Here is a 24,253-nt window from a genome sequence, read left to right as displayed (position 1 = left end):
CGGGATTGGCGCTGCTGTGAACGAATGATAGAAAGCCCATCGGCGCGGTGTCCAAGACCGTTTCCGCATCTTTCGATACCTTGAAGGTATGTCCATGGAAATCCGGCATCTACGCTATTTCGTGGCGGTGGCGACCACGCAGAACTTCACGCGCGCAGCGGAATTGCTCAACATTTCGCAGCCGCCTCTGTCGCGGCAGATTCAGCAGATCGAAGATGAAGTCGGCACGCGCCTCTTCGAGCGTGGCAGCCGTCCGGTGAAACTCACTGAGGCGGGACGCTTCTTTCTGACGCATGCCATGCGACTTATCGAACACGCGGACGATCTGCCCAAGCTCACGCGACGCGTCGCGCGGCTGGAGAGCAGGCTCGTGATCGGGTTCGTCGCATCGACCTTGTATGGGGCGCTGCCCGCGGTCGTGCGCAAGATGCGGCAAGCCATGCCGCAAACCGAAATTTCATTGGTGGAGATGTCGACCGTCGATCAGTTGCCCGCGTTGAGAACCGGTGCAATCGATGTCGGTTTCGGGCGCATTCGTATCGACGATGCCTCGGTGCGGCGCGAAGTGCTGCGCGAGGAACGTCTGCTCGTCGCGCTGCCGGACGATCATGCGTTATGCACGCAGAATGCGCCCGTGAGTCTCATGCGGCTCGCGCGCGAACCGCTCATCGTGTATCCCCGCAAGCCGAGGCCGAGTTACGCGGATCAGGTGTTGTCGGCGTTCGCGGATCGCGGGCTGGACCCGCAGGAAGTGCATGAGGTGCAGGAGTTGCAGACCGCGCTCGGATTGGTCGCGGCGGGCGTAGGCATCGCTCTGGTGCCGGCGAGCGTGGAACGGCTGCGTCGCGATGAAGTGGTGTACCGGCGGCTCGACGATGCGACGATCGTGTCTCCCATCATCATGAGCACGCGTCTGGCCGATGACTCGCCGGAGGTCGCGTTGCTCGCGGAACTGATTCAGCAGATTTACAGCGAATGGGGAATGGAAAACGCGCGCAAGCGGGACGAGCCCGCCGCGCGCGATTGAACATCGTTTAAAGACCTAGTAGTTCACGCGCTTCTTTCGCCGTGGCAACCGGCCGGCCATATTCTTCGCATAGCGAAGCAACGCGGCTCACCAGTTGCGCGTTGCTCTTGGCAAGCGTGTCCTTGTCCCAGCGAATGTTGTCCTCCAGACCCGTGCGGCAATGTCCGCCGAGTTCCAGCGTCCAGTGATTCACTTCGAGCTGATGACGTCCGATGCCTGCCGCCGTCCATGTCGCATCCGGCAGGAGCTTGCTGAGCTGCTCCACTTCGAAGTCGAGAATCTCGCGGCGCGCGGGCAATGCGTTCTTCACGCCCATCACGAACTGCACGTGCACGGGCGACTTGAGCAAGCCCTGATTCACGAGATCGACGGTGCTATAGAGCATCGCCAGATCGAAGATTTCGATTTCGGGCTTGACGTTGTGATCGAGCATCATCTGCGCGAGCGAGCGCACGAAGTCCGGCGGATTCTCATACACGATGGTCGGAAAATTCACCGAGCCGGTCGCAAGCGAAGCCATGTCCGGCTTCAGATCGAGCATGGCGCCGCGCTGTTCGAACGAACGTCCGCGTCCACCGGTTGAAAACTGGATGATGATGTCCGGACAATGCTTGCGAATGCCTTCCTGCAACTCGGCAAAGCGATGCCGGTCCGAACTCGATTTCTCGTCCTCGTCGCGCACGTGCAAATGAACGAGCGTAGCGCCCGCTTCGTAGGCCTCATGCGTGCTTTCGACCTGTTCCTCGATCGAAATGGGCACGGCGGGATTGTCTTTCTTCTTCGGCACCGACCCGGTAATGGCCACCGAGATGATGCACGGCTCCTGAATCTTGCCTTCATTGCTGGGGGAAGTCACGCTGTCGCTCCTTTGCGGCGCGGGCCTCGCGGGAACACGAACCCGCCGCTCCATATTTTAACTAACTAGTACGTTTTTAATGGTGAGGGATATGCACGCACGCTGCAAGCCACATTAACCCTAACCCGTTTTTTCATGATGCGTTGGCCCCGCCGCCGTTCCTCCTACGAATCGAACGGTTTTCGTGCATGGATGCTGCGTTCCGGCGCTTCCAGTATAGGAGGCGCGGGAATTCGCGTCGGGCGGCGGAAAGCGCGCATTGCGTCGCGAGGATATGCACTATCCTTTTTTGAAATCAACGCACCATGACGACGGGCGCGGCGTACACAGGCTGGGCATAGTAGACGCGAACCGGCGGCGCATAGACCACCACAGGCGGTCTGCGCGGCGGCGGAGGCGGCACGGCCACAACAACCGGCGCGACGACCACCGGCCTGACCGGCACGGGCGCATAAACGACAGCAGGCGCGACATACGTGACGCGCACGGTTGTTCCCGCAAAGGCGCTTCCAACGCAAGTCAGACCCAGCGCGGCGATAGTGGTGACAATGAGCAAACGATGATTCATGGCGATATCCTTGGGCTTCGAAGGAAGCGGTTGCACCTGATCGACAGGCAGTGACGCAACGATAGCCATGCAGCGCGCCCGAAGCGAGCGAGGACTTGTTTCACGGCATGTCGGCATGCATCCACCTGACATGCGGTGACACGATTCGTAGCATCCCTGAGATTGCCTGCGAGGCGCTGGTCCATAAAAATGGCGACATCCTCATCAATAAGGGAGAACCCCATGCAGACCCTCCGTGCCGCCCTCTTCTCGCTTTCGCTCTTGCTGTGCACCGCGCCCGTGATCGCGCAGGCGCAAACCGCCACTCAGCCGATGGGCGCAAGCCCGCGCGTCGAGCAGGCCATGCAGAAATTGCAGACGCGTTTCGCCAGCGCCAACACCACGCATGACGGCAAGCTCACGCGCGATCAGGCCGCGATGGGCATGCCGATGGTCTCGCGCCACTTCGACGAAATCGACACGCAAAAGAACGGCTATATCACGCTGCCGCAGATCGAAGCCTTCCTGCGCCAGCACGCCGCGCAACGCTGACCGGAGCCTGCGATGGAAGCCCAGCCGAAGATCATCGTGCTCGACGACGAAGCCGAACTGCGCAACATGCTTCAGCGTTTCCTCACATCGCAAGGATTCGAAGTGCGCGTGGTGGAAAACGGCAAGCGGCTCGACCGCTATTTGCAGCGCGAACCGTACGATCTGCTCGTGCTCGACTGGATGATGGAACCCGAAGACGGCCTCTCCGTGTGCAAGCGTTTGCGCGCGGAAGGTCAGACGCTGCCCATCCTCATGCTCACGGCGAAGGGCGATCCCGTCGATAAAGTAATCGGACTCGAAACCGGCGCGGACGATTACCTCGCCAAGCCTTTTCTGCCGCAAGAACTCGTGGCGCGCGTGCGGGCCTTGCTGCGCCGCCAGAAGATCGCGGCGGGCGATCCCACCCTCGCCTCGCAGATTCTGCGCTTCGGCGATTTCCGGCTCGATCTCGGCAAGCAACAACTCGCGCGCTTGGGCGCACCGTTCGAGATTCATTCGGCGCAGATGCAGCTTCTACACGCGCTCGGCTCGTCGGCGAATCGCGCGGTGAGTCGCGACAATCTCATCGCGCGCACGCGGGGACGCGGGCACGATGCGCTCGATCGCAGCATCGACGTGCAGGTGTTGCGGCTGCGTCAGTTGATCGAGGAAGATCCGGGCAAGCCGCGCTTCATCAAAACCGTGTGGGGCGTCGGCTACATGCTGCTCGCCGAAGTGGAGTCGTGAGCGTGCGCTTCGTGCCGCGTTCGCTTTTTGCACGCAATATTCTTTTGCTCGTGGTGCTCATTGCGGTGAGCCAGGTGTGCGCGCTGTCGGCGTTGTTGTACTTCGTGCAGCGGCCGCGCGTGGAACTGGCGGCATCGACGTTCGCGAGTTATATCGTCACGCTCGATAAGCTGCTGCGCGCCACGCCGCCCGATAATGCCGCCGCCATCACGGCCAATCTCGATGTACGCCGCGACATGCCCGCCGATGCGCGCGAGGCCGCACCCGAATCGAGCCTGCATTTTTATCGCACGTATCAGCGCCGGACGTTCATGACGCACCTGCGCCATGAATTGCCCGCCGACATTCCCGTGCGCTGGCAGAGCAGCGACAGCACCGGAGATGGTCAGCAACGTTTGTGGATTCGCGCGCATCTTTCGGGCGAACCGCGCTGGCTTGCGCTGCCCGTTCCCGAAGCCGCGCACGATGAAGGGCTCGTCACTACGTTATGGTTATCGCTCGTGCTGGCCGCGCTCGCGGTGGCGGCGGCGTATGTGATTCAGCGCCATTTGAACCGGCCGCTTGCGCATCTTGCGCAGGCGGCGCAGGCGCTTTCTTCGGGCGGCGATCCCGGCACGCTGCCAACCGATGGCCCGACGGAAATCGCGCAAGTCAGCGACGCCTTCAACCGCATGACCGCCGCGCTCGCCGAAGCCGATGCGACGCGCGCCCTGATGCTCGCCGGCATCTCGCACGACATTCGCACGCCGATCACCAAGCTGCGCCTTGCCATGGCGATGTCATCCGTGCCTTCGGTCGATGCGCGATTCACGGCATCGGCGGAAGGCTATCTCGACACCATCGACACCATTCTTCAGCAGTTCATGGACTACGCGGGAAGCGGCGCGAAGGAAACGCCTGTCGTCGGTGATCTCAATGCGCTGATTGCGAATCTCGCGGCGGATTTTGCGGGACTGGGACATGAGTTCGCGCTTTCATTGGGCGAGGTCGAGCCGTTTGCGTTTCGTCCCATCGGCATGATGCGGATGTTGATGAACGTGATGCAGAACGCGGTCATTTATGGCGTTGTCGGGCTTGAGGCGCGAACGTGGACCGATACTCGCGCGCGGACGGTGTGCATCGTCATTTCGGATCGGGGCAAAGGGTTTTCCGGTAAGGATCCCGAAGCACTTAAACAGCCCTTCAAACGCGGCGGTGGCGAAGGTCAACCCAAGGGAACAGGTCTCGGACTCGCCATCGTGGAGCGCATCGCGCGGCTGCATGGCGGCACGCTCGAACTCTCGGCACGCGAAGGCGGCGGCGCGCAAACGCTGATCGTGCTGCCCTTGAATGCTTAGTCGTCCGTGATGACAGTCGGCGGCGTGATCGCCTGCTTGTCCGCTTCGTCCGATACGTCTGCGCCCATCATCCCTTCCCTCACGAATGGCGTGATCGCCTGCAAGTTCGTGACCGGCTGCGCGCGCGCATTCACACCGGTGATGCTGGTTTCGTTGTCGTGGATCATCGCGCGGATGCGTGGATAAATCTGCTGCTCCCAGCGCCTTCCGTTGAACACGCCGTAGTGTCCCACGCCCGTCTGCACATGATGCGTCTTCATATACGGCCTGAGTTTGTCGCACATGTCCTGCGCGGCGAGCGTCTGGCCGACCGCGCAGATATCGTCGCGTTCGCCTTCCACGGTGAACAGCGCGGTGCGGCGAATCGCCGAAGGGTTGACCGTCTCGCCTCGCACAGTCAGTTCTCCGAGCGGAAGCGCATGACGCTGGAACACGGTATCGACTGTTTCGAGGTAGAACTCGGCGGTAAGGTCCATCGTCGCGAAATACTCTTCGTAGAAGACATGGACGGCATCTGCCTGTAACGGGTCGCCCTTCATGCGCTGACGAAACATTTCGGAAAACGAATCTAAATGACGCGGAAGATTCATCGACATGAACGCCATGAGTTGCACGAAGCCCGGATAAACGCGACGCGTCGCGCCCGCGAAGCCGAACGGCACCATGCCGATGAGATTGCTTTCGAACCATTCGATCGGCTTGCTCTTGGCCAGTTCGTTCACGCGTGTGGGATTCACCCGCGTATCGATGGGACCAGCCATCAGCGTCATGCTCGCAGGCTGATCGGGATGATCGTCCTGCGCCATCAAAGCGACGGCCGAGAGCGCCGCGACCGTCGGCTGACATACCGCGAGCAAATGCGCGCCCGGCCCGATCACTTCGACGAATTCGATGATATGGCGCACGTATTCATCGAAACCGAAGCGCCCATGTATCAGCGCGATATCGCGCGGGTTGTGCCAGTCGGTGATGAAGACGTCGTGATCGGCGAGCATCGTTTGCACGGTGCCGCGCAGCAAGGTGGCGAAGTGGCCGGACATCGGCGCGATCATCAATACGCGCGGTTGCGTGGGCGCGTGGCCGCCCTTGCGAAAGTGCACGAGCGAACAGAACGGCGTACGTGCGGCCACTTCCTCGACGATGGGTAACGGCATGCCATCGACCACGGTCTCATTGATGCCGAACGGCGGCCGAGTATGCGTCAATCCCGCGAGTTCGATCAGTTCGCATTGCGCCCCAAGCGTGCGGCCCCACGACGTATCGCTCATTGCAGGCCATTGTCCGAGCGCGCCTTGCATGACGGATGCGGCATGGCGCATCGGCAACATGAAGTCGGCCATGGCCTGATAGGCGGAGTAAGCGAATGGGTTCATCTCTCGCGTGGTCGCGTCGAATCAGACGACAAGGCAATACGCATGCCAAAGTATGTTGTCCTGACGCGAAGGCCATGACGACTGGCATCGCATTTGCGTTCTACGCAATCGATGCGCATGAACTGCCGCCTCGTGGTGCATGCGCGTCCGCAAGCGTGCATGGCGCGATGCGCGTAGCGCTCGATGCCCCGTTTTGGGCGTGTCATTCGGTTTATGGACTCAAGCGTCGGAGACGTTCATGTCGATTGCGACACTCACCATCAGCAGCAAGAACTATTCGTCCTGGTCGCTGCGCGGCTGGCTGCTCACGCGCTTCAGCGGACTGCCGTTCGAAGAGGCCGTGATGCCCGTCGACGATCCCGGCGCGCGTGCCGAACTGCTTCTGCTCTCGCCATCGATTCTCGTGCCTTGCCTGTTTCATGAAGGCATCAAGGTATGGGACACGCTCGCTATCGCCGAATATCTGAACGAAGTGTGTCCCGATGCCGGTCTGCTGCCCGAGGATCGCGCGCAGCGGGCGCATTGCCGCGCGATCTGCGGCGAAATGCATTCGGGCTTTTCCGCGCTACGTTCTGCATTGCCGATGAATCTCAAGGCGCACTTTCCCGGCTTCAAGGTCTGGGCGCGCGCGCAAACGGATATCGATCGCATCGTGACCGTCTGGCGCGATTGTCTTGAACGATACGGCGGCCCGTTCCTGTTCGGCGAGCGCAGCGCGGCGGACGCCATGTTCGCGCCCGTGGTCACGCGCTTCGTGACCTACGACGTGAAGCTCGACGCGGATATCGTCGCCTTCGGCGAACGCATTCTCGCGCTGCCCGACATGCAGCAATGGCTCGCGGATGCGCAACAGGAAGTCGAAGAAATAGACGAACTGGATATTGAATTTTAAATACGTTCGTTCGCAGCGTTCCAGTTTGTCGTCAGACAGTTTCCATTTAGGCCGATCGTGAACCATACTGAGTATCAGGAGGAAACGGCCATGGAAACCGCACCGAACCACGGCGCGTCCGATACCGTTCGGCACGCGCATGTCCTTCACATTCATTTCACCGATGCCGATGCGCTTCCCTTCCCCACGCGCTCAGTGGGACGAGGCGACGCGCTTTTTTGCGCCGGCGAGCCGTTGCACAGTCTCTACACGGTGCAATCGGGCTGCTTCAAGACGATCTCGACCTGTCCCGCCATCGACAACGACCGCGGGCCGCATACACAAGTCACCGGCTTTCATCTCGCGGATGAAACCCTCGGACTCGATGCCGTGTGCACGGGCCAGCATGAAAGCGATGCCGTGGCGCTGGAGGCGAGCGTCGTGCGCATCATGCCGTTTGGAATACTCGAACCGCTGTGCCGTGGCTACGCCGCGATGCAGCATGAACTCCTTGCGATCATGAGCGCGGAGATCGTGCGCGCTTCGCGGCTCGCGCTGATGCTCGGCACGATGCCCGCGCGGGAGCGTGTGGCGGCGTTTCTGCTCGATCTCGTGGAACGTTACGCGGTGAACACGTCATCACTGCCGGACCACGGAGTCGAGCTCCATTTGCCGATGACGCGCGGCGATATCGGCAGCTACCTCGGCCTCGAACTGGAAACCGTGAGCCGCATGCTGTCGAAGCTGCAGCGAGAAGGCGCGATCGTGCTGGATGGCAGGCAGGTGCGTATCGTGGATCGCGCGCGGCTCGTGCTGCATTGAGCTTTGCGTATTGCGTTTTGCGTTTCGCGTTTTGCATTTTGAATGCATAAGGCGGCATCGTGCTTCCAAATGCTGCGGTGCAATGCGTTCAGTATTCCTTCGGTGATAAACCGTCCACATGGTGCATCCATGCACGAGCGCGGCGCGGCATGTCACCTTTCTCTGCACGATGATGACGCGCCACCGCACCCGCGTCGCGCGACGATTCGACGCTCGTGCTTTGTCGCCTGGGCGTCAGAATCCCGCATTAAGCTACGTTGCAAGACATTGCGGCCGGATGACGGGTGCGCGTGAATTTCGGCATCGCAATTGCTTTTGGCATTCAGGCAAGCGCGCGTTGCAGTGCAGCGCAATTCGAAGCAACTTCTTCGCCGCGCCGCTGACAAAACGCACATGGCTTCATGCACATCCGAGGGCATGAGCAGAAACGGACACAACGATTCACACGGAGGAAGACATGCGTATCACGGTCAAGCTGGATGGCTTCGACGGCGCTCAGTCGGCGGCTTACGCCATCCTGTGGCTCGACAAGGAATCGCGCCGATGGTCGCGCGAAGGACATCAGGCGGTCGAAGTACCGGACTGGGGCGGACTTCGCACGAACGCGAACGGCACCACCATCTGCTGCCAGAAGGGGCAGCACTCTTACTGCATGCTGGAACGGCTCGACGTGGATGCGCCCGGCGGCTTGAGCGAAGGTCTGAACGGCCGCGTGATCTGGTATGCCGATGGCGCAGGCATGCAGGCGGCGGGACGCTGGCATGTGCAATGCATCGACCGCGATCAGATCAAGGCGGAACACAGCGTGTTCGCGGGCGAGCAGGACGTCTGGAACGCCTGAAACTTCAGGGCTCGTCGCCCGGAAACGGCGTCAACATCACCACGAATGTGGTCGCGGCGATCAGAACCGCGAGCACGCCATACCAGATGAAATGAACGCGGTCGAATAGCAAGCCGTTGAATGCAGCCGCAATGCCACCCAGCGTCACGAAAACCGCAACCGCCGCCGTGGCGATGCGCCCCTCGCCTCGAATCATGATGCACTCCCGACCGCGCCCGGGCGGTCGCGGCGTGATTTCGCCGCCATGCTTCAATCTTCGTCGCTGATCCGGCGAACGGATTGACGCGCATCAACACGCGCTCGATGCAAAGCGGCGCTGGTGTTTTCCCTTGCCCCATCCGGCGCCCTTAAATTGGTAGTATCAGGTGCCGGGTCGACCGAAGACGCCGGCAACGCGACGCACGTGTCGAGCCTTGTTCCGCGAACCCGAACGGCGCGTTCAACCGAAAGAACCTGGGGAGGCAAGATGAATCAATCAAACTTCAGCGACCCGTTCAGCCAGTTTGCCGCCATGTTCCAGCAGTATCAGCTTCCGGGGTTCGATGTCACGTCGATCATGGAATCGCGCCGCAAGGATGTCGAAGCACTCGCCGCCACCAATCGCGTCGCGTTCGGCGGCATGGAAGCGCTGCGCGACAAACAACTCGAAATTCTGCGCCGGACGCTGAGCGATCTCGAAGGCATCGCCAAGCAACTCGCCACGACCTCGGCCAAGCCGCCCTTCAACGCCAACGAAGTCGTGCAGCGCGCGCTTCACAACGCGCTCGCGGACATGCAGGACATCGCGCGGACCACGCAACAAACGCAGGCCGAAGCGTATGCGCTCGTGACCAAGCGTATCGAAGATTCATTGAAGGAATTGAAGGCGGCAGTCGACAAGCCGCAAGCATGAGCTATTACTTTTTTGCCTGCGTCGTGATCTGAAAGATATCGACGGCAACGTGCTCGCGTCCGTACTTCGACGCGAGCGCCGACAAACGTTTATCGACCGCGCGCAGATAGTCGGCTTTCGCTTCGCCGTCGGGGCGCACCGCGTCGAACAGCGGCGCGGGCGTCACCGTCAGCACGATCATCTCCGAGCCGAACGGCTTGCCGACCACCCAGTCTCCGCCTGAACCGAGCGTCGCCGAATAATTGGGCGGAGCCTGGTTATCGCGCGCCTGCGCATTCGGCAGCAGATGCACGACACTGCCGTCGAGCATGTAGTAATCCACATCGACGTAGGAATCGAATGCGGGCGTCATCAGATCGACGATGAGCGGATCGCCTTCGTTCAAACGCGCCTGATTGCCACGCGTATGCACCGCCGCGGGCCGTCCCGATGCGCGATTGGCGCTCCAGTACGGGCCGAACACCTTGAGCAGATCGCATTTGTCCTGCGCCACGGTCTGCACGCCGAAGTTTGTCGTTTTGACGCCGGGCACGCGCGAGAGCGAGTCTTTGAGACGCGCGAGGCCGTATTGCTCGGACACGAAGCCCTGCACATCCACGGTCTGATCGTGGACGGATGCCACCAGCGCCGAGCACGGCACGCTCGCGAGAACGGGCGTGACGGCAGCCATGGTGAGCGTGGGCGCGGGCGCGGCGGGGATGGCGGGCGTGATGGCCACAGCGGAGGCCTGGGGCTGCGGTGACGGTTGTGCTACAGGTTCCGCTTTTTGCTGCTGCTGCTGCGTGTAGTAGTAGTAACCCCCGCCCGCGATCAACGCGGCGATCACCACGCCCATGAGCGGTTTCGCAACGCCGCCGCCGTTCGTCTGGCGGCCCGTCTGCGCGCGCGCCGGTTCATCGCTGAATTCTTCGACGAACTGCGTGACGCTCGGCGTCCTCGTCTCGCGTTCGAACGACAGCGCCGCCTTCAGCGCCTTCCACTGCTTGTTGCCGAGATTCTCGGGCCGATGCGGCTTCATGTTCGCGCTGCGCGCCTGCAAGGCCGGCACGCGGTCGAACGGATGCTTGCCCGTCAGAAGCTCATACGCAATGCAAGCGAGCGCATAGATATCGTCGCGCGGGTCCGGCTCGCGATGATCGAGCATCTCCGGGCTCGCATACGCGGGCGTGAGCGCGCCGAGGCTGCCCGGATCGAACACGGTCGCTTCGGCTTCTTCCTCGGGCCGCTGAATCACGCGCGCGATGCCGAAATCGATGACCTTCACTTCCGCCGTGTCCGTCACGAAGACATTGGCCGGCTTGAAATCGCAATGCACGAAGCCGCGTTCGTGCGCGTAGGCCAACGCGTTCGCCATGCCCTTGAAAATCGGCCACGCTTCGCTGAACGGCAGGCCCTTGAAGTTCGGGTTCCGAAGCATTCGCGAAAGCGGTTGCCCGGAGAGATATTCCATCGTGAGATAGACGATGGCGCCATCGCGATCGAAGTCGTACACGGTGACGATATTGCGATGCGCGAGCTGCTGCGCCTTGCGCGCTTCCCGCTGCAACGCAATCAGCGACGATGGATTGCCGCGAAACTGCAGATTCAGCACCTTGATCGCCACATACGGACGGCGGTCGGACGCTTCGAGCTTGCGCAAATCGAGCGCCTTGTACACCGTGCCCATTCCGCCGATGCCGAGACACTCTTCCAACACGAAGCGATTGTTGAGCGTGTCGCCCACGCCCTTCACCTGATCGCGACCGGCAATGACCTGCGACTGCTCGCGCGCCGACGATGCCGGGGTGCGCTGCGATTGCACGGGCGCGAAACCCAGCGCGGTCTGCAGACGTGTTTCATCGCGGACCGCGGGAAAGCCCGTGCTCGGGTCCGTTTCAGGATCGGGTCTGACCGCATGCTCGATGCGGCGGCGTATGGCTGCGTAGATATCCGGCGGCAAGGGTCTGGCCGCATGCGCTTCGTCGAGTATCTCCATGAGTTGCTTCTGCGGCGTCAGTTCCGTTGCCAACGCCCCGTCCACATTCGCGAAGAATTCGTCGCGCGACCCGCCGTCGCCCCGATAAGTACGAATCGCCTGTGCAAAGCTAGTCATCTGTGCGACTTATGCGCGCTCCAAATCGACCGACAATTCACTTGTCGTAACAAAGTCCCGGTGCTCGTTCGATACTAGCCGGAGCGCCTGTGTTAAGCAAATATGGATTGGGTTTCAGCGCGGCATCGCGCACATGTCGTTCGGAGACCGACACATCGCAAACGAGTGTTGGCAACTTCAAGGCAGTCGTGTTTAATTGAAGAATGCGAAGCGTTGGCAATCAAGGGCTTGCATGGATTCGGTGCGGTTGGCACGTCCCATGCGTCAATCTGAGAAGCGGCTTGTCGAAGGTACGAGGCATCCGCGACGGGTATTTTCAAATCGGAGGAAAGCAGTCATGGCTGCAATCAAAATCAAGGATCTCGCCGACAGCGTTGAGCTTGACCGTCAGGCGATGACAACGATCGTCGGCGGTGCGCGCGACGGCTTGCGGCCGGCATTTCGCATTCGGCCGCAGACGGGTGCGAACCGCGTCGTCGATTATCCGGGCGTGCCGGTGAAGGATGTGCCGCCCGCCCAGACCGGGCCGTTCACGACCAAGATCGTGAATAAGAAGTAGGTTTTTCAAAGGGCGCGCAAAGCGCCCTTTCTTTTCAATGCCTGAGCGCGAACGTGCCGCCCGGTGGCGGACTTAGCGAACGCGCCGTGCGTTTGACGAGCGCGAGCCGCACACGCTCGCGCCCTTCTCCTTCCACTTCCCCGAAATAACGCGTTTTCCCCGCGACGACTGCGCCGACCGGCACGCCGTCGAGGAACAGCACGCGATTGCCCGCGAGCGCCGGGATTTTCTCGCCGGGCAAGAGCGTGCCGGCGAGATTGAGCGGATCGACCGCCGAGAGCGCGACCAGCGCGCCATCCTTCGGACGCCTGCGCATGTCGCGCAGCGGCGGCACGGCATCGGGCAAGGCGAATTGTTCGCCCGCCAGTCCCGCCACGAAACGGCCACCGCGAATCTCCCCGCGCGCTTCCAGCCGATGAAACACGCGCAAGAGTTCGCGCCACGGCGGCAGCCATTGCGCCTCGCGTTCGAGGAGCCGCCAGAACACCACGCCATAACGGCGCAGCAGCGTGCGCGCGACGTGTTCGATATCGCCCTCCGAGTCTCCACGGCGTAACAGCGCCCAGCGTCCCGCATCGTCCATTCCGCCGATGAACAGGCCGCCGCGCCGCTGCCGTCTCGCGAACACGTTGCGCTTGTTGGCCGGAGCCAGCAGCGCGCGCAGTCCCGCGAAACTGTCCGCGCTCACCAGACCGAGCGCGACGAGTTCGCCGAGCGCGTCTTCCAGTTCGGTGCGCAGCAGACGCACATCGGCGAGCAGTTCGTCGAAGAACATCGCGCCGTGCGCAGACAGCGCTTCGAACACGCGTTGCGCGCGCGAGGACATTTCAGGGGCAGCGTCGGTGCGCATCAACGCGTTCCATGCCGACAAATGCCGGCGCGGCAGCAGAACGATCGGCGTGCCGCGCACCGGACCGCCGCCCGCGCGCGAACGACCGGCGGGACGCGTCCACATGATCTTGCCCGCGCGACAGATTTCATCGAGCCACATGCCCGAATAATCGGCGATGCGCGCCGGCAGGATTTCCTCTTCCCACGCAATGGCGGGCGCTTCGAAACCTTCGAGCTGGTCGAGGACCGCGATCAGCGCATCGCGGCCTTCGCCGTGCGAATCCGGCGCGACGCGCTGCCATTCGAACAGGAAGCGCATGAAGTCCTGCCGCTCGACCGGCTCGATCTCGCGCCGCAGCCGCCGCACCGTGTAGCGATGAATCCGCGCCAGCAGATGGCGCTCGCACCATTGTTCGTCGTGCGTGACGTGTGCATCGGGCGTGAAGTGGCCGCGCATCACGTAGCCTTCCGCTTCGAGCCGCGTCAAAGCAAGCGCGATGGCCGATGCCGGTAACGCAAGCGGCCGCGCAATCTCCGCGATGGTCGATGGACCCGCGCCCGAGAGCCGCGCGCGAACGATCTCGACGAGCGCATCGTCGGGCGTCCATGCTTCGTCGAAACCGGGCGGCGGTTGCAGCACAGGACGCATCGGCGCGCCGTCGTACACCGCGCGCAGGCACGTGAGGCGCTCGACGGCGCACCACAGCGCGTCGTGTTCGGCGATCTGCATGCGTGTCGCGCGGCCCGCGTCGGCCAGCGATTGCAGCCACGCGGGCCAGTTTTCGCATCGATCCGCTTCCGCCTCGGCGATGCCGCCCAGCCCCATCAACGCTTCGTGCATTTCATCGACGCTCGTGACCGCGGGCCACGCTTCGTCGCGCACGCTCGCGATGGCGTCGGCATCGAGCGCGCCGAGATCGTCGGTGGAGTGCGGATCGGTCCAGCGGCGCGCCAGCACGGCTTGCGTGCGGCGTTCTTCGAGCGGGGCGTCATCGAGAAAAGCGTACGGGCGCGCCGACAGAATTTCGGCCGCAAGCGGCGACGGCGCGGGCAATTCACGCGTGACCAGCCGCACTTCGTCCGCTTCGATACGACGCAAAAGCGCGAGCCACGCCTCGCTATCCATTGCTTCGTGCAGGCAGTCGTTCAGCGTTTGCTCGACCAGCGGATGCGCGGGCACGTCACGCTCGCCCGCGAGATTCTCGGCGCACGCGACCTGATCGGGAAACACCGCCGCCAGCAAGTCCTCGCTTTTCATGCGCTGCAATTGCGGCGCGACCTTTCGGCCACCGGCATAACGCGGCAAGGCGAGCGCGTTGGTCGCGTTCCAGCGCCAGCGCACGCCGAACAAAGGCGCATCGAGCAGCGCCTGAATCAGCACATGTTCGGCCGTCGCGGACTTGAGGTAGCGCCACACTTCATCGAGCGCGAAGCTGTGACTGTGCGTGAGCGACAGCACGATGGCATCTTCCGTCGCCGCCGCCTGAAGCTCGAAATTGAACGTGCGGCAGAAACGCTTGCGCAGCGCAAGGCCCCACGCGCGATTCACACGGCTGCCGAACGGTGCGTGAATGACGAGTTGCGTGCCGCCGGATTCATCGAAAAAACGCTCCATGACGAGCGTGTTCTGCGTCGGCAACACGCTCAACGCGGCGCGTGCGCGGGCCAGATATTCGACGATCTGCCGCGCCGCTTCGCGCTCGATGCCGGTCCGTTCCATGAGCCACGTCGTGGCCGTATCGAGCGAACCATCTTTCGCCAGCGCCGCGTCGATGCCTTCGCGCAAACGCGAAATCGCCACTGAAAGCTCGTCGCTGCGTCCGGGCGCTTCGCCGAGCCAGAACGGGATATTGGGCGGCTGACCTTGCGCGTTCTCCACGCGCACGCGCCCGCCTTCGATCCGCACGATCCGGTACGACGTATTGCCAAGCTGAAAAATATCGCCCGCGAGACTCTCGACGGCAAAATCCTCATTGACGGTGCCGATCTGCAAGCCTTGCGGTTCGAGCAGCACGGCGAAGTCCGCGTTGTCGGGAATCGCACCGCCCGATGTCACCGCCGTGAGCTTGCCGCCGCGCCGGCCGCGCAAGGTGCCGCTGACTGCATCGCGATGAACATAGGCCGCGCGCACGCCTTGGCGGCCCGTATAGCCCTCGGCGAGGGTGCGCAACACGGCGTCGAAACGCGCGCGTTCGAGCGTCGCATATGGAAAAGCCCGCGTGACGCGTTCGAACAAGTCGTCCTCGCGCCACTCGCGGCACGCGACCTCGGCGGTGATCTGCTGCGCCAGCACGTCGAGCGGCGCGCGCGGGACGCTCAGCGCATCCAGTTCGCCGCGATGCACGCAATCGAGCAAGGCCGCGCATTCGATCAGATCGTCGCGCGAAGTGGGAAAAAGCCGCCCTTTCGGCGTGCCGCCAACCTGATGCCCCGAGCGCCCGACGCGCTGCAAAAACGCGCCGATCGATCCCGGCGAGCCGATCTGACAGACGAGTTCGACATCCCCGATATCGATGCCCAGTTCCAGCGATGCCGTCGCGATCAACACGCGCAACTCGCCGCGCTTGAGCCTCTGCTCGGCGTCCAGCCGATGCTCGCGCGCCAGCGACCCGTGATGCGCCGCCACCGCTTCCTTGCCGAGCCGCTCGGTCATGTAACGCGCGGCGCGTTCGGCCATGCGCCGCGTGTTGACGAACACGAGCGTCGTGCGATGCTGGCCGCATAGTTCCGCCAGCCGGTCATAGACGCGCTCCCATGCGTCGTTGGACATGATGGCGTCCAGCGGAATGGGCGGAATGTCGAGTGCGAGATCGCGCGCGCGGACGTGGCCGACATCGACGATTTCGCACGGCTGATGTTCGCCCACCAGAAACTTCGCGACGAGTTCGATCGGCTTTTGCGTCGCCGACAAACCCACGCGCACGGGGCGCGCACCGCCGTTCGCTTCGCACAGCGCGTCGAGACGTTCCAGACTCAGGCTCAGATGCGAGCCGCGTTTGCCGCCCGCCACCGCGTGGATTTCATCGACGATCACGGTGCGCGTGGTGGCGAGCATCGCGCGGCCGGAATCCGAGGAAAGGAGCACGTAGAGCGATTCCGGCGTCGTCACGAGAATGTGCGGCGGGCGCTTTTTCACGGCGTTGCGCTCTTGAGGCGTGGTGTCGCCGGTGCGCACGGCCGCGCGAATTTCGGGCGCGGAAACGCCCTGCGCTGAAAGTTCCTGCGCAATGCCCGCCAGCGGTTGCTCCAAATTCACGCGAATGTCGTTCGACAGCGCCTTGAGCGGCGACACGTAGACCACGCGAATCTCGTCCGGCAAATTGCCGCCGTTCGCGATGCCATCACGCACGAGTTCGTCGAGCGCGGCGAGAAACGCGGTCAGCGTCTTGCCCGACCCGGTGGGCGCTGCCACCAGCGTCGAGCGATGCGCGCGGATCAGTGGCCACGCGCGCACCTGCGCGGCGGTCGGCGCGGGGAAATGCGCGCGAAACCAACTCGCGACGGCGGGATGAAAGCCGGCCAGCGGATCGTCGGCGGAATCAGGTCGTGAAGAAGGAAGCGTCATCTCGATATTTTATGAGCGATGGAGAAATGCTGTGTGCCGCTGATTTTGAGATTAGTCCCATGCGGTAAAAACGACTTCCCGACGATGCTATGCGGCTTGCCAGATTTCCACCGAATGCCCTCCATGATCGTCATCAGCCTTTTCTTCGACCACGTACCCGCCGCGCTCGCCAATCACCGGCGCTATGCGCGCATGCACGGCTATCGGCATATCGAGCTCGATCTGAGCGAACTCGCCGGAAGCCGGAACGACGTGCTCTGGACATACAAGTACGAGGCGCTGCTGCTGCATCTGAGCCGGGCGCAACCGGGCGAATGCGTGCTGCTCCTCACCCAGAACGCGATGATTCTGCGGCCCGCGCCGCTCCCCGTGCTGCTGGACGGGCGCGACTGGCTGCTCGCGTGCCTGGATTCCGCTTTGCCGCAGACCGATATCCAGTTCTGGCGCAACACCGCCGAGGTGCGCGACAAGCTGTCGAAGGTCGTCTCGCATTGCCGTATCGATGTCGAACTGCCGGACGACGAAGGCGCGCTGCTCCGCGAATTCGATGCCTCCGCGGTGCAACAGCAGGCCGGCGAATTGATTATCGTGGCGCCCGCCGCCGTCATCATGGACAGCGTGTGGGCAAGGTGGCCCGCCTTTGGCGTCAGTCTGAAAGAGGAGCCTCAACACCGGCGCTTTCGTTCGGCGCTTTTCTCGCACATCAACGACCGTATGTCGCGCGGCTTGCCGCTGCTTTCGTTTCATAGCCCGGAGCCGCCGGACGATTCGCCCTACAGCGTGTACAACGCAGGACAGCCGCTTGCCATCGTCACGCTCCATACGCCCAATGTGGCGTGTTATGGCCGGATCGCCGAAGCCAATTTCAGGCGTTATTGCGCGAGTCACGGTTACACGCTGCACGTCTACCGCGAAATACCGGCCCATCTGAACGATGGCAAGACGTCCGGCAACTGGCTCAAGCCTGCGTTGTTGCGTGAACATCTTCCTCATCACGATTATGTCTTCTGGGTCGACGCCGACGTCCTTTTCAACGACATGTCCCGACGGATCGAAAGCATTGTCGAAGGGCGCGACGCCGTGTTCGCGCGCGACGTCGGCAACTGGGCCTTCAACTCCGGCGTCATGGGATTCCGGCGCACGCAGCAGAACTACGATGCGTTTCATCACATCCTGAACGCATGTGCCGTGCTCGACGATAAATCGAGCGTCTACGCGAACCACGGCGATCAGTATTTTTTCACGCGTCAGTTCCGAAGCCACGCGGATTTCGATGCGCGGCGCCTGTCGTCGTTCATCGAATGGAACACGCCGTGGGTGTACCGCCGGCCGGACAGCTTCATGGTGCATTACATCGGCATGTGGCACTGGAACAAAGCCCTGCAAATGGATTACGACCTCGGGCAAGCGGCCAACGAAGCGCCATCGCCTTAACCTTCGTCAATGAAGCGCCGCGCATTCCCAGATAGGATTTTCGCGGCGCTTTTCAAGTTGTCTGCTTGCACGGCATCGCGCTTGCTATAAGCATCACGCAAATAAATTCAGAAACATCGGCGCTTGTCGACAAAGCGCCATGAATCCCGCCGATCATCGACGCATCGCACCGATTTGCAGCGTCGACACCCAGCTTCACGACGCTCGACCGATCCTCCCACGCCCCAAGGAGAAGCCATTGAACGACGACGTCCAGCGCACCGCCACGAAAGAGACGCCCCTGTCGGACGAACTGCTTGCCCGCATGGACGCGTATTGGCGCGCCTGCAATTACCTCTCTGTCGGCATGATTTACTTGCGGGCCAATCCGCTATTGCGCGAGCCGTTGCAGCCCGAGCACATCAAGCGGCGTCTGCTCGGACACTGGGGCTCGGACCCCGGCCAGTCGTTCGTCTGGGTGCATTTGAACAGATTAATTCAGCGTGACGATCTGAATGTGATGTTCGTCTCCGGTCCCGGTCATGGTGCGCCTGCCACGTTGTCGAATTCTTGGCTCGAAGGGCATTACTCGGAAATCTATCCCGACCGCAGCGCCGACGAGCGCGGCATGCTGAAACTCTTTCGCGCGTTTTCATCGCCGGGTGGAATTGGCTCGCATTGCACGCCGGAAACGCCCGGCTCCATTCACGAAGGCGGCGAACTCGGCTACAGCCTTTCGCATTCGTTCGGCGCGGCTTTCGACAACCCCGATCTGATCGTCGCGACGATGGTCGGCGACGGCGAGGCGGAAACCGGTCCGCTCGCCACGTCGTGGCATTCGAACAAGTTTCTCAATCCCGCGACCGATGGCGCGGTGCTGCCGATTCTTCATCTGAACGGCTACAAGATCGCCAATCCGACGATTCTCGCGCGCATTCCGCACGAAGAATTGGAAGCGCTGTTCAAGGGCTACGGCTACGAGCCGCATTTCGTCGAAGGTCATGAGCCTGAGGCGATGCATCGGAAAATGGCCGCGACGCTTGAGCGTTGCATCGCGGATATTCGTGCGATTCAGGCCAATGCGCGCGCCAATAAGGACAACGTGAAGCGCCCGCGCTGGCCGATGATCGTCCTTCGTTCGCCTAAGGGATGGACTGGTCCGAAAGAGGTCGATGGCCACAAGGTCGAGGACTTCTGGCGTTCGCATCAGGTGCCGATTGCCGATCCCGCGACCAATCGCAAGAATCTCGCGCTGCTCGAACACTGGATGCGCAGCTACAAGCCCGAGGAATTGTTCGATGAGAACGGCACGCTGATCGAAGCGCTGCGTGAACTCGCGCCCAAGGGCGGACGGCGGATCAGCGCGAATCCGCATGCGAACGGCGGCGTGTTGCGTCAATCGCTGGATATGCCCGATATTCGCGAGCATGCGTTCGAATTCAAGCGCGCGGCGCATACGTATCAATCGCCGACAGCGGTGCTGGCCACGTTCCTGCGCGAAGTCATTCGCCGCAATATGACGCGCTTTCGTCTCTTCGGCCCCGATGAAACCGCGAGCAACAAGCTCGATGGCGTGTATGAAGCGTCAGGCAAGCGCTGGCTCGCGGAAACCTTGCCCGAGGACGCGGATGGCGGCGCGCTGTCCATCGATGGCCGCGTGATGGAAATGCTCTCGGAACACACGCTCGAAGGCTGGTTCGAAGGGTACGTTTTAACGGGACGTCATGGGCTTTTCGCGACGTATGAAGCCTTCGTGCATGTGATCGATTCGATGTTCAATCAGCATGCGAAGTGGCTTGAAAAAGCAAAGAACGAACTGGACTGGCGCGCGCCGGTGCCGTCCATCAATCTGTTGATTACCTCGCTCGTGTGGCGGCAGGACCACAATGGCTTCACGCATCAGGACCCCGGTTTTCTCGATGTCGTGACCAACAAAAGCCCTGGCGTCGTGCGTATTTATTTGCCGCCGGATGCGAATTGTTTGTTGAGCGTGGCGGATCATTGTCTTCGTTCGCATGACTATGTGAATGTGATCGTCGCGGATAAGCAGCCGCATTTGCAGTACCTCAACATGCAGGACGCGATCGTGCATTGCGCGAAGGGCATCGGCATCTGGGACTGGGCTTCGACCGATCAGGGACACGATCCGGATGTCGTGATCGCGTGCGCGGGGGACATCGCCACGATGGAAGCGCTGGCCGCTGTCGAGATTCTCAAGGCGCAATGCCCGGACCTCAGGATGCGCTTCGTCAACGTGGTCGATCTTTTCAGGCTCATGCCTGATACCGATCATCCGCATGGATTGTCCGACCGCGATTTCGATTCCATTTTCACGCGCGACAAGCCGGTGATCTTCAACTTCCATTCGTATGCGTCGCTCGTGCACAAGCTCACATATAACCGCACGAATCACGAGAACATGCATGTTCATGGCTACCGTGAGCGCGGCAACATCAATACGCCGTTCGAGCTGGCGATCATCAATGGCGTGGACCGCTATTCACTGGCGATCGATGTGATCGACCGGGTGGAACGCATTGCGGATAGTGCCGCGCATACCAAAGACTGGCTCAAGAATCAGCAGATCGAAGCCGTGAGTTATGCGCATCAGGAAGGCATCGATCGTGATGAAGTTCGTGAGTGGACGTGGAAAGGCTGAAGACATGGCACAAGGCATTCTGGTGTTGAACAGCGGATCGTCGTCGCTCAAGTTCGGTGTTTTTAGAGCGCGCGACGGCGACGAGCACGCGTGGTTGTCGGGCAGCGCGAAGGGCATCGGGCGTGAGGGCGGCTCGCTGTCCATTCGTTCCGCGGATGGTGCGATCGACATCGCGCAGGATCATCTGATGGAGACGCAGCACGATGCCCTGCAACGCGTCGCCGATGTCCTGCGCGAGCATATGAAGGAGCCGCTTGCAGCTGTGGGGCATCGTGTGGTGCATGGCGGGCCGCATGTGCGTGAGCATTGCGAGATCACGCCGGAGATCGAAAATGCCATGCGTGAAGCCATTCCGTTCGCGCCGTTGCATTTGCCGGCATCGCTTGCGTTGATCGACGAGGCGCGCGGCATTTTCAACGATGTGCCGCATTTTGCGTGCTTCGATACGGTGTTTCATCGGACGTTGCCTGAAGCGGCTTCGCGTTTTGCTTTACCGCGTGAGTATGCGGAGCAAGGCGTGGTGCGTTATGGCTTTCATGGACTGTCGTATGAGTCCATCGTGAGGGCGCTCGGTGCGGATCTGGCGCCGCGTACGGTGATTGCGCATCTGGGCAGCGGTGCGAGTCTGTGTGCGTTGCAGGATGGGCGCTCCGTCGATACATCGATGGGCATGACGCCGACCGGCGGCATTCCGATGGCCACGCGCAGCGGCGATCTCGATCCCGGGGTGCTGATTCATTTGCTGCGAGAGGCATCGCTGGATGCGGATGGGCTTGAAAAGCTCGTCAATCGTGAGAGTGGGTTGAAGGCGCTATCTGCTTCCAACGATGACATGGAGGCGCTTTTGAAACGCCGCGACAAGGGGGATCATGAAGCGGCGCTGGCTGTCGAGGTGTTTTGTCGTGCTGTTCGGAAGACTATCGGGGCTTATGCGGCGGTGCTTGGTGGTGTTGATCTGATTGTGTTCAGTGGGGGGATTGGGGAGCATAGCGATGTGGTGCGCGGCGAAGTGCTCAAGGGGTTGGAGTTTCTTGGGGCGGTGCATCGTGTTGTGGCGACGGAGGAGGAGCGGCAGATTGCGCGGCATTGTCGGGGGTTGATGGCTGCCTGAGTTTGATCTAGAGGGTTGTTGTCTTTATGTCGTGCAAGGGCTGCTGGTTTTTGGGTCTTTATTGCAGTAGCCGCCTCCCCGGCGGGGGGTAACTTTCTTTGCTGCTGCAAAGAAAGTCACCAAAGAAAGCAGCTTTTTACCCCATGCACGATGGCTGGAGAGGGTTGGTCTGGATTAACTGATGCAGTGGCCGCAATAGGACTTTCCTCGGTTGGTTTTGTGCATTGGCAACCTAGCGATTGCGCGCTCGAATTCTTTAGTATTTGTGGTCCGCAGTCATTCTTTCGGCCTTGCGCTGCGCGCGCCGAGAGTTTTAGAACGGAATCCCGCAGCCTATCAGCGCCCAGCCTCATCACGCTTCCCCGCAAGATTGCTATTCGGTCCTACCTTGGTTAGTGCTCCGACTAAAAGGTGACTTGCGTTGGTGTGTGTGCTTTGCCCAGAAGCACTTACCAAGGTCGGGCCCAATGGGAGAGGTGCGATGTGGCGTGCTGTGACTGGGCACTCATACGCTGCGGGGTTCCGTTCTGAAGTTCTCGGCGCGCGAAGCGCATGGCCGAAAGAATGAATGCGATCCACTAAGTGTTGATGATTCAAGCGCGAAATCGCAGGTTGCCTAAGCGGCTCGTTCTGCGTGGAAAGTCCTATTGCGGCCACTGTATCGTTAATTCAGGCCACACTTTCCAGCCATCGAGCCTGGGGTAAAAAGCTGCTTTCTTTGGTGACTTTCTTTGCAGCAGCAAAGAAAGTTACCCCCCCGCCGGGGAGGCGGCTACTGCAATAAAGACACAAACAGCAGCAGCCCCTTCCACGAAAGAAACAATCTACCCTTACACCCCAACTTCCCCCTTATGATCCCGCTGCCTCAACGACTCCGGCAATCCAAAACCCAACAACAACGCACACACCAAGCTCATCGCCCCGATGACATAAAGCGCCGGCGTCGTGCTCCCGGTGACATCACGAATCCGCCCCACCATCACCGGACTGACGATGCCGCCCAACTGCCCCAACGTGTTGATAAGCGCGATACCGCCCGCCGCGCCCGCACCGGTCAGGAGCTTCGGCGGCAGCGCCCAGAACGCCGGAATCGATGCGATCACGCCCGCGCCCATCACGCCGAGCGCGACGATCAGAAGCGTCGTCTGCTTATCGAACACGCCTGCTGCGAAGAAGCCCGCTGCGGCCATCAAAAGCAGCATGCAAACGAACTTACGACGCTCACCCGAGCGATCCGACATGCGCCCCACCACGATCATGCACAGCGCGCCGCAGATATACGGCACCGCAGTCAGCAGCCCGATGATGGTCGGACTCTGCGTCCCCGCCGCGCGAATCAAATGCGGTGCCCAGAAGTTCAGCCCGTACGACGCAACCTGAATCAGAAAGTAGATCAACCCGAGCATGAGAAACCCTGGCGTTTTGATCGCGCCGAACAATGAATGACCCGTGTCCGTGTGTTGACTCTGCGTGGAAATTTGGCTCTTGAGGTAAGTCTTTTCGGCGCTTGTGAGCCACGCGGCATCCTCGACGCGATCTTTCATTAGCTTGAGCACAAGCACGCCGAGAATCACGCACGGCAGGCCGCCGAGCAGAAACAGCCAATGCCAGCCCGCGATGTTCAGGACTCCGTTCATCGCGCCGAGCACGAGACCCGAAAGCGGCGCGCCAACTAGCCCCGAAAACGCCGAGGCGAGAAACAATAGCGATGTGATGCGTCCACGGTAGCTCGCCGGAAACCACAGCGTGAGGTAATAAAGCACGCCGGGCGCGAAGCCCGCTTCCATCGCGCCGATGATGAAACGCAGGCCATAAAACTGCCATTCGGTCTGCACGAACACCATCAGCGCGGTCGCGATACCCCACGAAATCATGATGCGCGCGATCCACCGCCGCGCGCCGACACGATAAAGCAGCATGTTGCTCGGCACTTCGAACAGCACATAGCCGATCACGAACAGACTCGCGCCGAGACCATAGGCCGTGTCGGACAAGCCGAGGGAGCTTTGCATCTGAAACTTAGCGAAGCTGATATTGATGCGGTCGAAGAACGCGAAAAAATAGCACAGCATGATGAGCGGCATCAACCGCCATGCCACCTTGCGAATGATGTCCGCGGTATTGCCCAGCGCCTGCGGCTCATCGGCCGTGCGCACGCTCAGATCGCTCATGATTGTCT

The 24,253-nt window shown here is 61.5% G+C and carries 19 protein-coding genes; 12 read left to right on the top strand and 7 right to left on the bottom strand.

Translation table 11 applies throughout. The features are described from left to right. The first annotated feature begins 94 nt into the window (after positions 1-94). Complete coding sequence (locus ACZCWR_RS19430) at positions 95-1,027, top strand: LysR family transcriptional regulator (RefSeq protein WP_487304610.1); 933 nt, start codon at positions 95-97, stop codon at positions 1,025-1,027. Positions 1,028-1,034: 7 nt separating this feature from the next. On the opposite strand, the gene ACZCWR_RS19425 is transcribed toward ACZCWR_RS19430, so the two are convergent. Next, on the bottom strand, positions 1,035-1,856 hold the full coding sequence (locus ACZCWR_RS19425) for a 3-oxoadipate:acetyl-CoA acetyltransferase (protein ID WP_487304751.1): 822 nt from the start codon (positions 1,854-1,856) through the stop codon (positions 1,035-1,037). Positions 1,857-2,178: 322 nt separating this feature from the next. Next, complete coding sequence (locus tag ACZCWR_RS19420; protein WP_487304609.1) at positions 2,179-2,451, bottom strand: hypothetical protein; 273 nt, start codon at positions 2,449-2,451, stop codon at positions 2,179-2,181. 222 nt (positions 2,452-2,673) lie between these two features. On the opposite strand from ACZCWR_RS19420, the gene ACZCWR_RS19415 reads away from it, so the two are divergent. Genes ACZCWR_RS19415 through ACZCWR_RS19405 form a run of 3 tightly spaced genes read left to right on the top strand, consistent with a single transcriptional unit; the run spans position 2,674 to position 5,045 of the window. Next, a complete protein-coding gene (locus tag ACZCWR_RS19415) occupies positions 2,674-2,982 on the top strand; it encodes an EF-hand domain-containing protein (RefSeq protein ID WP_487304608.1) in 309 nt (102 codons plus the stop codon). Positions 2,983-2,994: 12 nt separating this feature from the next. After that, the gene (locus tag ACZCWR_RS19410) at positions 2,995-3,708 is read left to right on the top strand and encodes a response regulator (RefSeq protein WP_487304607.1); all 714 of its coding nucleotides are present in this window, start codon (positions 2,995-2,997) and stop codon (positions 3,706-3,708) included. 2 nt (positions 3,709-3,710) lie between these two features. Next, positions 3,711-5,045 (top strand): ATP-binding protein, encoded by a 1,335-nt coding sequence (locus ACZCWR_RS19405; protein WP_487304750.1) that lies wholly within the window; start codon positions 3,711-3,713, stop codon positions 5,043-5,045. Here ACZCWR_RS19405 and ACZCWR_RS19400 read toward each other — a convergent pair. Next, entirely contained in the window at positions 5,042-6,418 is a 1,377-nt protein-coding gene (locus tag ACZCWR_RS19400) for a polyhydroxyalkanoate depolymerase (protein ID WP_487304606.1), read from the bottom strand. The two genes, ACZCWR_RS19405 and ACZCWR_RS19400, sit on opposite strands and share 4 nt — an antisense overlap. A 238-nt stretch (positions 6,419-6,656) precedes the next feature. Here ACZCWR_RS19400 and ACZCWR_RS19395 point away from each other — a divergent pair, with 238 nt between their 5' ends. From ACZCWR_RS19395 to ACZCWR_RS19385, 3 genes are all read left to right on the top strand, one after another. Then, positions 6,657-7,310, top strand: coding sequence for a glutathione S-transferase family protein (locus tag ACZCWR_RS19395; protein ID WP_487304605.1), 654 nt, complete (start codon positions 6,657-6,659; stop codon positions 7,308-7,310). 90 nt (positions 7,311-7,400) lie between these two features. Then, positions 7,401-8,111 carry a helix-turn-helix domain-containing protein gene (locus ACZCWR_RS19390; RefSeq protein ID WP_487304604.1) on the top strand — a complete coding sequence of 237 codons (711 nt, stop codon included), beginning with the start codon at positions 7,401-7,403 and terminating at the stop codon, positions 8,109-8,111. Positions 8,112-8,568: 457 nt separating this feature from the next. Next, positions 8,569-8,952 (top strand): DUF3564 family protein, encoded by a 384-nt coding sequence (locus ACZCWR_RS19385; RefSeq protein ID WP_487304603.1) that lies wholly within the window; start codon positions 8,569-8,571, stop codon positions 8,950-8,952. Positions 8,953-8,956: 4 nt separating this feature from the next. Here ACZCWR_RS19385 and ACZCWR_RS19380 read toward each other — a convergent pair whose 3' ends face one another. Beyond that, positions 8,957-9,148, bottom strand: a complete 192-nt coding sequence (locus ACZCWR_RS19380; RefSeq protein ID WP_487304602.1) for a DUF2964 family protein — start codon at positions 9,146-9,148, stop codon at positions 8,957-8,959. A 270-nt stretch (positions 9,149-9,418) separates the two neighbouring features. On the opposite strand from ACZCWR_RS19380, the gene ACZCWR_RS19375 reads away from it, so the two are divergent. Then, the gene (locus ACZCWR_RS19375; RefSeq protein WP_487304601.1) at positions 9,419-9,844 is read left to right on the top strand and encodes a phasin family protein; all 426 of its coding nucleotides are present in this window, start codon (positions 9,419-9,421) and stop codon (positions 9,842-9,844) included. Positions 9,845-9,848: 4 nt separating this feature from the next. On the opposite strand, the gene ACZCWR_RS19370 is transcribed toward ACZCWR_RS19375, so the two are convergent. Beyond that, complete coding sequence (locus ACZCWR_RS19370; protein WP_487304600.1) at positions 9,849-11,936, bottom strand: serine/threonine protein kinase; 2,088 nt, start codon at positions 11,934-11,936, stop codon at positions 9,849-9,851. Positions 11,937-12,273: 337 nt separating this feature from the next. Here ACZCWR_RS19370 and ACZCWR_RS19365 point away from each other — a divergent pair, with 337 nt between their 5' ends. Continuing rightward, positions 12,274-12,495 carry a hypothetical protein gene (locus ACZCWR_RS19365; RefSeq protein ID WP_487304599.1) on the top strand — a complete coding sequence of 74 codons (222 nt, stop codon included), beginning with the start codon at positions 12,274-12,276 and terminating at the stop codon, positions 12,493-12,495. Between the two features lie 34 nt (positions 12,496-12,529). Here ACZCWR_RS19365 and ACZCWR_RS19360 read toward each other — a convergent pair whose 3' ends face one another. Further along, positions 12,530-16,891, bottom strand: a complete 4,362-nt coding sequence (locus ACZCWR_RS19360; RefSeq protein WP_487304598.1) for an Lhr family helicase — start codon at positions 16,889-16,891, stop codon at positions 12,530-12,532. A gap of 123 nt (positions 16,892-17,014) precedes the next feature. Here ACZCWR_RS19360 and ACZCWR_RS19355 point away from each other — a divergent pair, with 123 nt between their 5' ends. From ACZCWR_RS19355 to ACZCWR_RS19345, 3 genes are all read left to right on the top strand, one after another. After that, on the top strand, positions 17,015-18,325 hold the full coding sequence (locus ACZCWR_RS19355; RefSeq protein ID WP_487304597.1) for a hypothetical protein: 1,311 nt from the start codon (positions 17,015-17,017) through the stop codon (positions 18,323-18,325). A gap of 304 nt (positions 18,326-18,629) precedes the next feature. Further along, positions 18,630-20,963, top strand: a complete 2,334-nt coding sequence (locus ACZCWR_RS19350) for a phosphoketolase family protein (protein ID WP_487304749.1) — start codon at positions 18,630-18,632, stop codon at positions 20,961-20,963. A 4-nt stretch (positions 20,964-20,967) separates the two neighbouring features. Continuing rightward, positions 20,968-22,074: an acetate/propionate family kinase gene (locus ACZCWR_RS19345; protein WP_487304596.1), complete on the top strand. Its 1,107-nt coding sequence runs from the start codon at positions 20,968-20,970 to the stop codon at positions 22,072-22,074. Positions 22,075-22,904: 830 nt separating this feature from the next. Here the strand turns inward: ACZCWR_RS19345 and ACZCWR_RS19340 are convergent. Continuing rightward, entirely contained in the window at positions 22,905-24,245 is a 1,341-nt protein-coding gene (locus tag ACZCWR_RS19340; protein WP_487304595.1) for an MFS transporter, read from the bottom strand. Positions 24,246-24,253: the final 8 nt, after the last annotated feature.

The sequence above is a fragment of the Caballeronia sp. A2-2 genome, from assembly GCF_057612605.2.
Note: the sequence above shows the minus strand (reverse complement) of the source record. Positions and strands in the feature narration are given on the sequence as shown.

Excerpts from the sequence above, each read along its gene's own strand:
- ACZCWR_RS19430 (WP_487304610.1), top strand. The coding sequence starts at position 95 with ATGGAAATCCGGCATCTACGCTATTTCGTGGCGGTGGCGACCACGCAG.
- ACZCWR_RS19420 (WP_487304609.1), bottom strand. The coding sequence starts at position 2,451 with ATGAATCATCGTTTGCTCATTGTCACCACTATCGCCGCGCTGGGTCTG.
- ACZCWR_RS19415 (WP_487304608.1), top strand. The coding sequence starts at position 2,674 with ATGCAGACCCTCCGTGCCGCCCTCTTCTCGCTTTCGCTCTTGCTGTGC.
- ACZCWR_RS19410 (WP_487304607.1), top strand. The coding sequence starts at position 2,995 with ATGGAAGCCCAGCCGAAGATCATCGTGCTCGACGACGAAGCCGAACTG.
- ACZCWR_RS19400 (WP_487304606.1), bottom strand. The coding sequence starts at position 6,418 with ATGAACCCATTCGCTTACTCCGCCTATCAGGCCATGGCCGACTTCATG.
- ACZCWR_RS19395 (WP_487304605.1), top strand. The coding sequence starts at position 6,657 with ATGTCGATTGCGACACTCACCATCAGCAGCAAGAACTATTCGTCCTGG.
- ACZCWR_RS19390 (WP_487304604.1), top strand. The coding sequence starts at position 7,401 with ATGGAAACCGCACCGAACCACGGCGCGTCCGATACCGTTCGGCACGCG.
- ACZCWR_RS19385 (WP_487304603.1), top strand. The coding sequence starts at position 8,569 with ATGCGTATCACGGTCAAGCTGGATGGCTTCGACGGCGCTCAGTCGGCG.
- ACZCWR_RS19380 (WP_487304602.1), bottom strand. The coding sequence starts at position 9,148 with ATGATTCGAGGCGAGGGGCGCATCGCCACGGCGGCGGTTGCGGTTTTC.
- ACZCWR_RS19375 (WP_487304601.1), top strand. The coding sequence starts at position 9,419 with ATGAATCAATCAAACTTCAGCGACCCGTTCAGCCAGTTTGCCGCCATG.
- ACZCWR_RS19370 (WP_487304600.1), bottom strand. The coding sequence starts at position 11,936 with ATGACTAGCTTTGCACAGGCGATTCGTACTTATCGGGGCGACGGCGGG.
- ACZCWR_RS19365 (WP_487304599.1), top strand. The coding sequence starts at position 12,274 with ATGGCTGCAATCAAAATCAAGGATCTCGCCGACAGCGTTGAGCTTGAC.
- ACZCWR_RS19360 (WP_487304598.1), bottom strand. The coding sequence starts at position 16,891 with ATGACGCTTCCTTCTTCACGACCTGATTCCGCCGACGATCCGCTGGCC.
- ACZCWR_RS19355 (WP_487304597.1), top strand. The coding sequence starts at position 17,015 with ATGATCGTCATCAGCCTTTTCTTCGACCACGTACCCGCCGCGCTCGCC.
- ACZCWR_RS19350 (WP_487304749.1), top strand. The coding sequence starts at position 18,630 with ATGGACGCGTATTGGCGCGCCTGCAATTACCTCTCTGTCGGCATGATT.
- ACZCWR_RS19345 (WP_487304596.1), top strand. The coding sequence starts at position 20,968 with ATGGCACAAGGCATTCTGGTGTTGAACAGCGGATCGTCGTCGCTCAAG.
- ACZCWR_RS19340 (WP_487304595.1), bottom strand. The coding sequence starts at position 24,245 with ATGAGCGATCTGAGCGTGCGCACGGCCGATGAGCCGCAGGCGCTGGGC.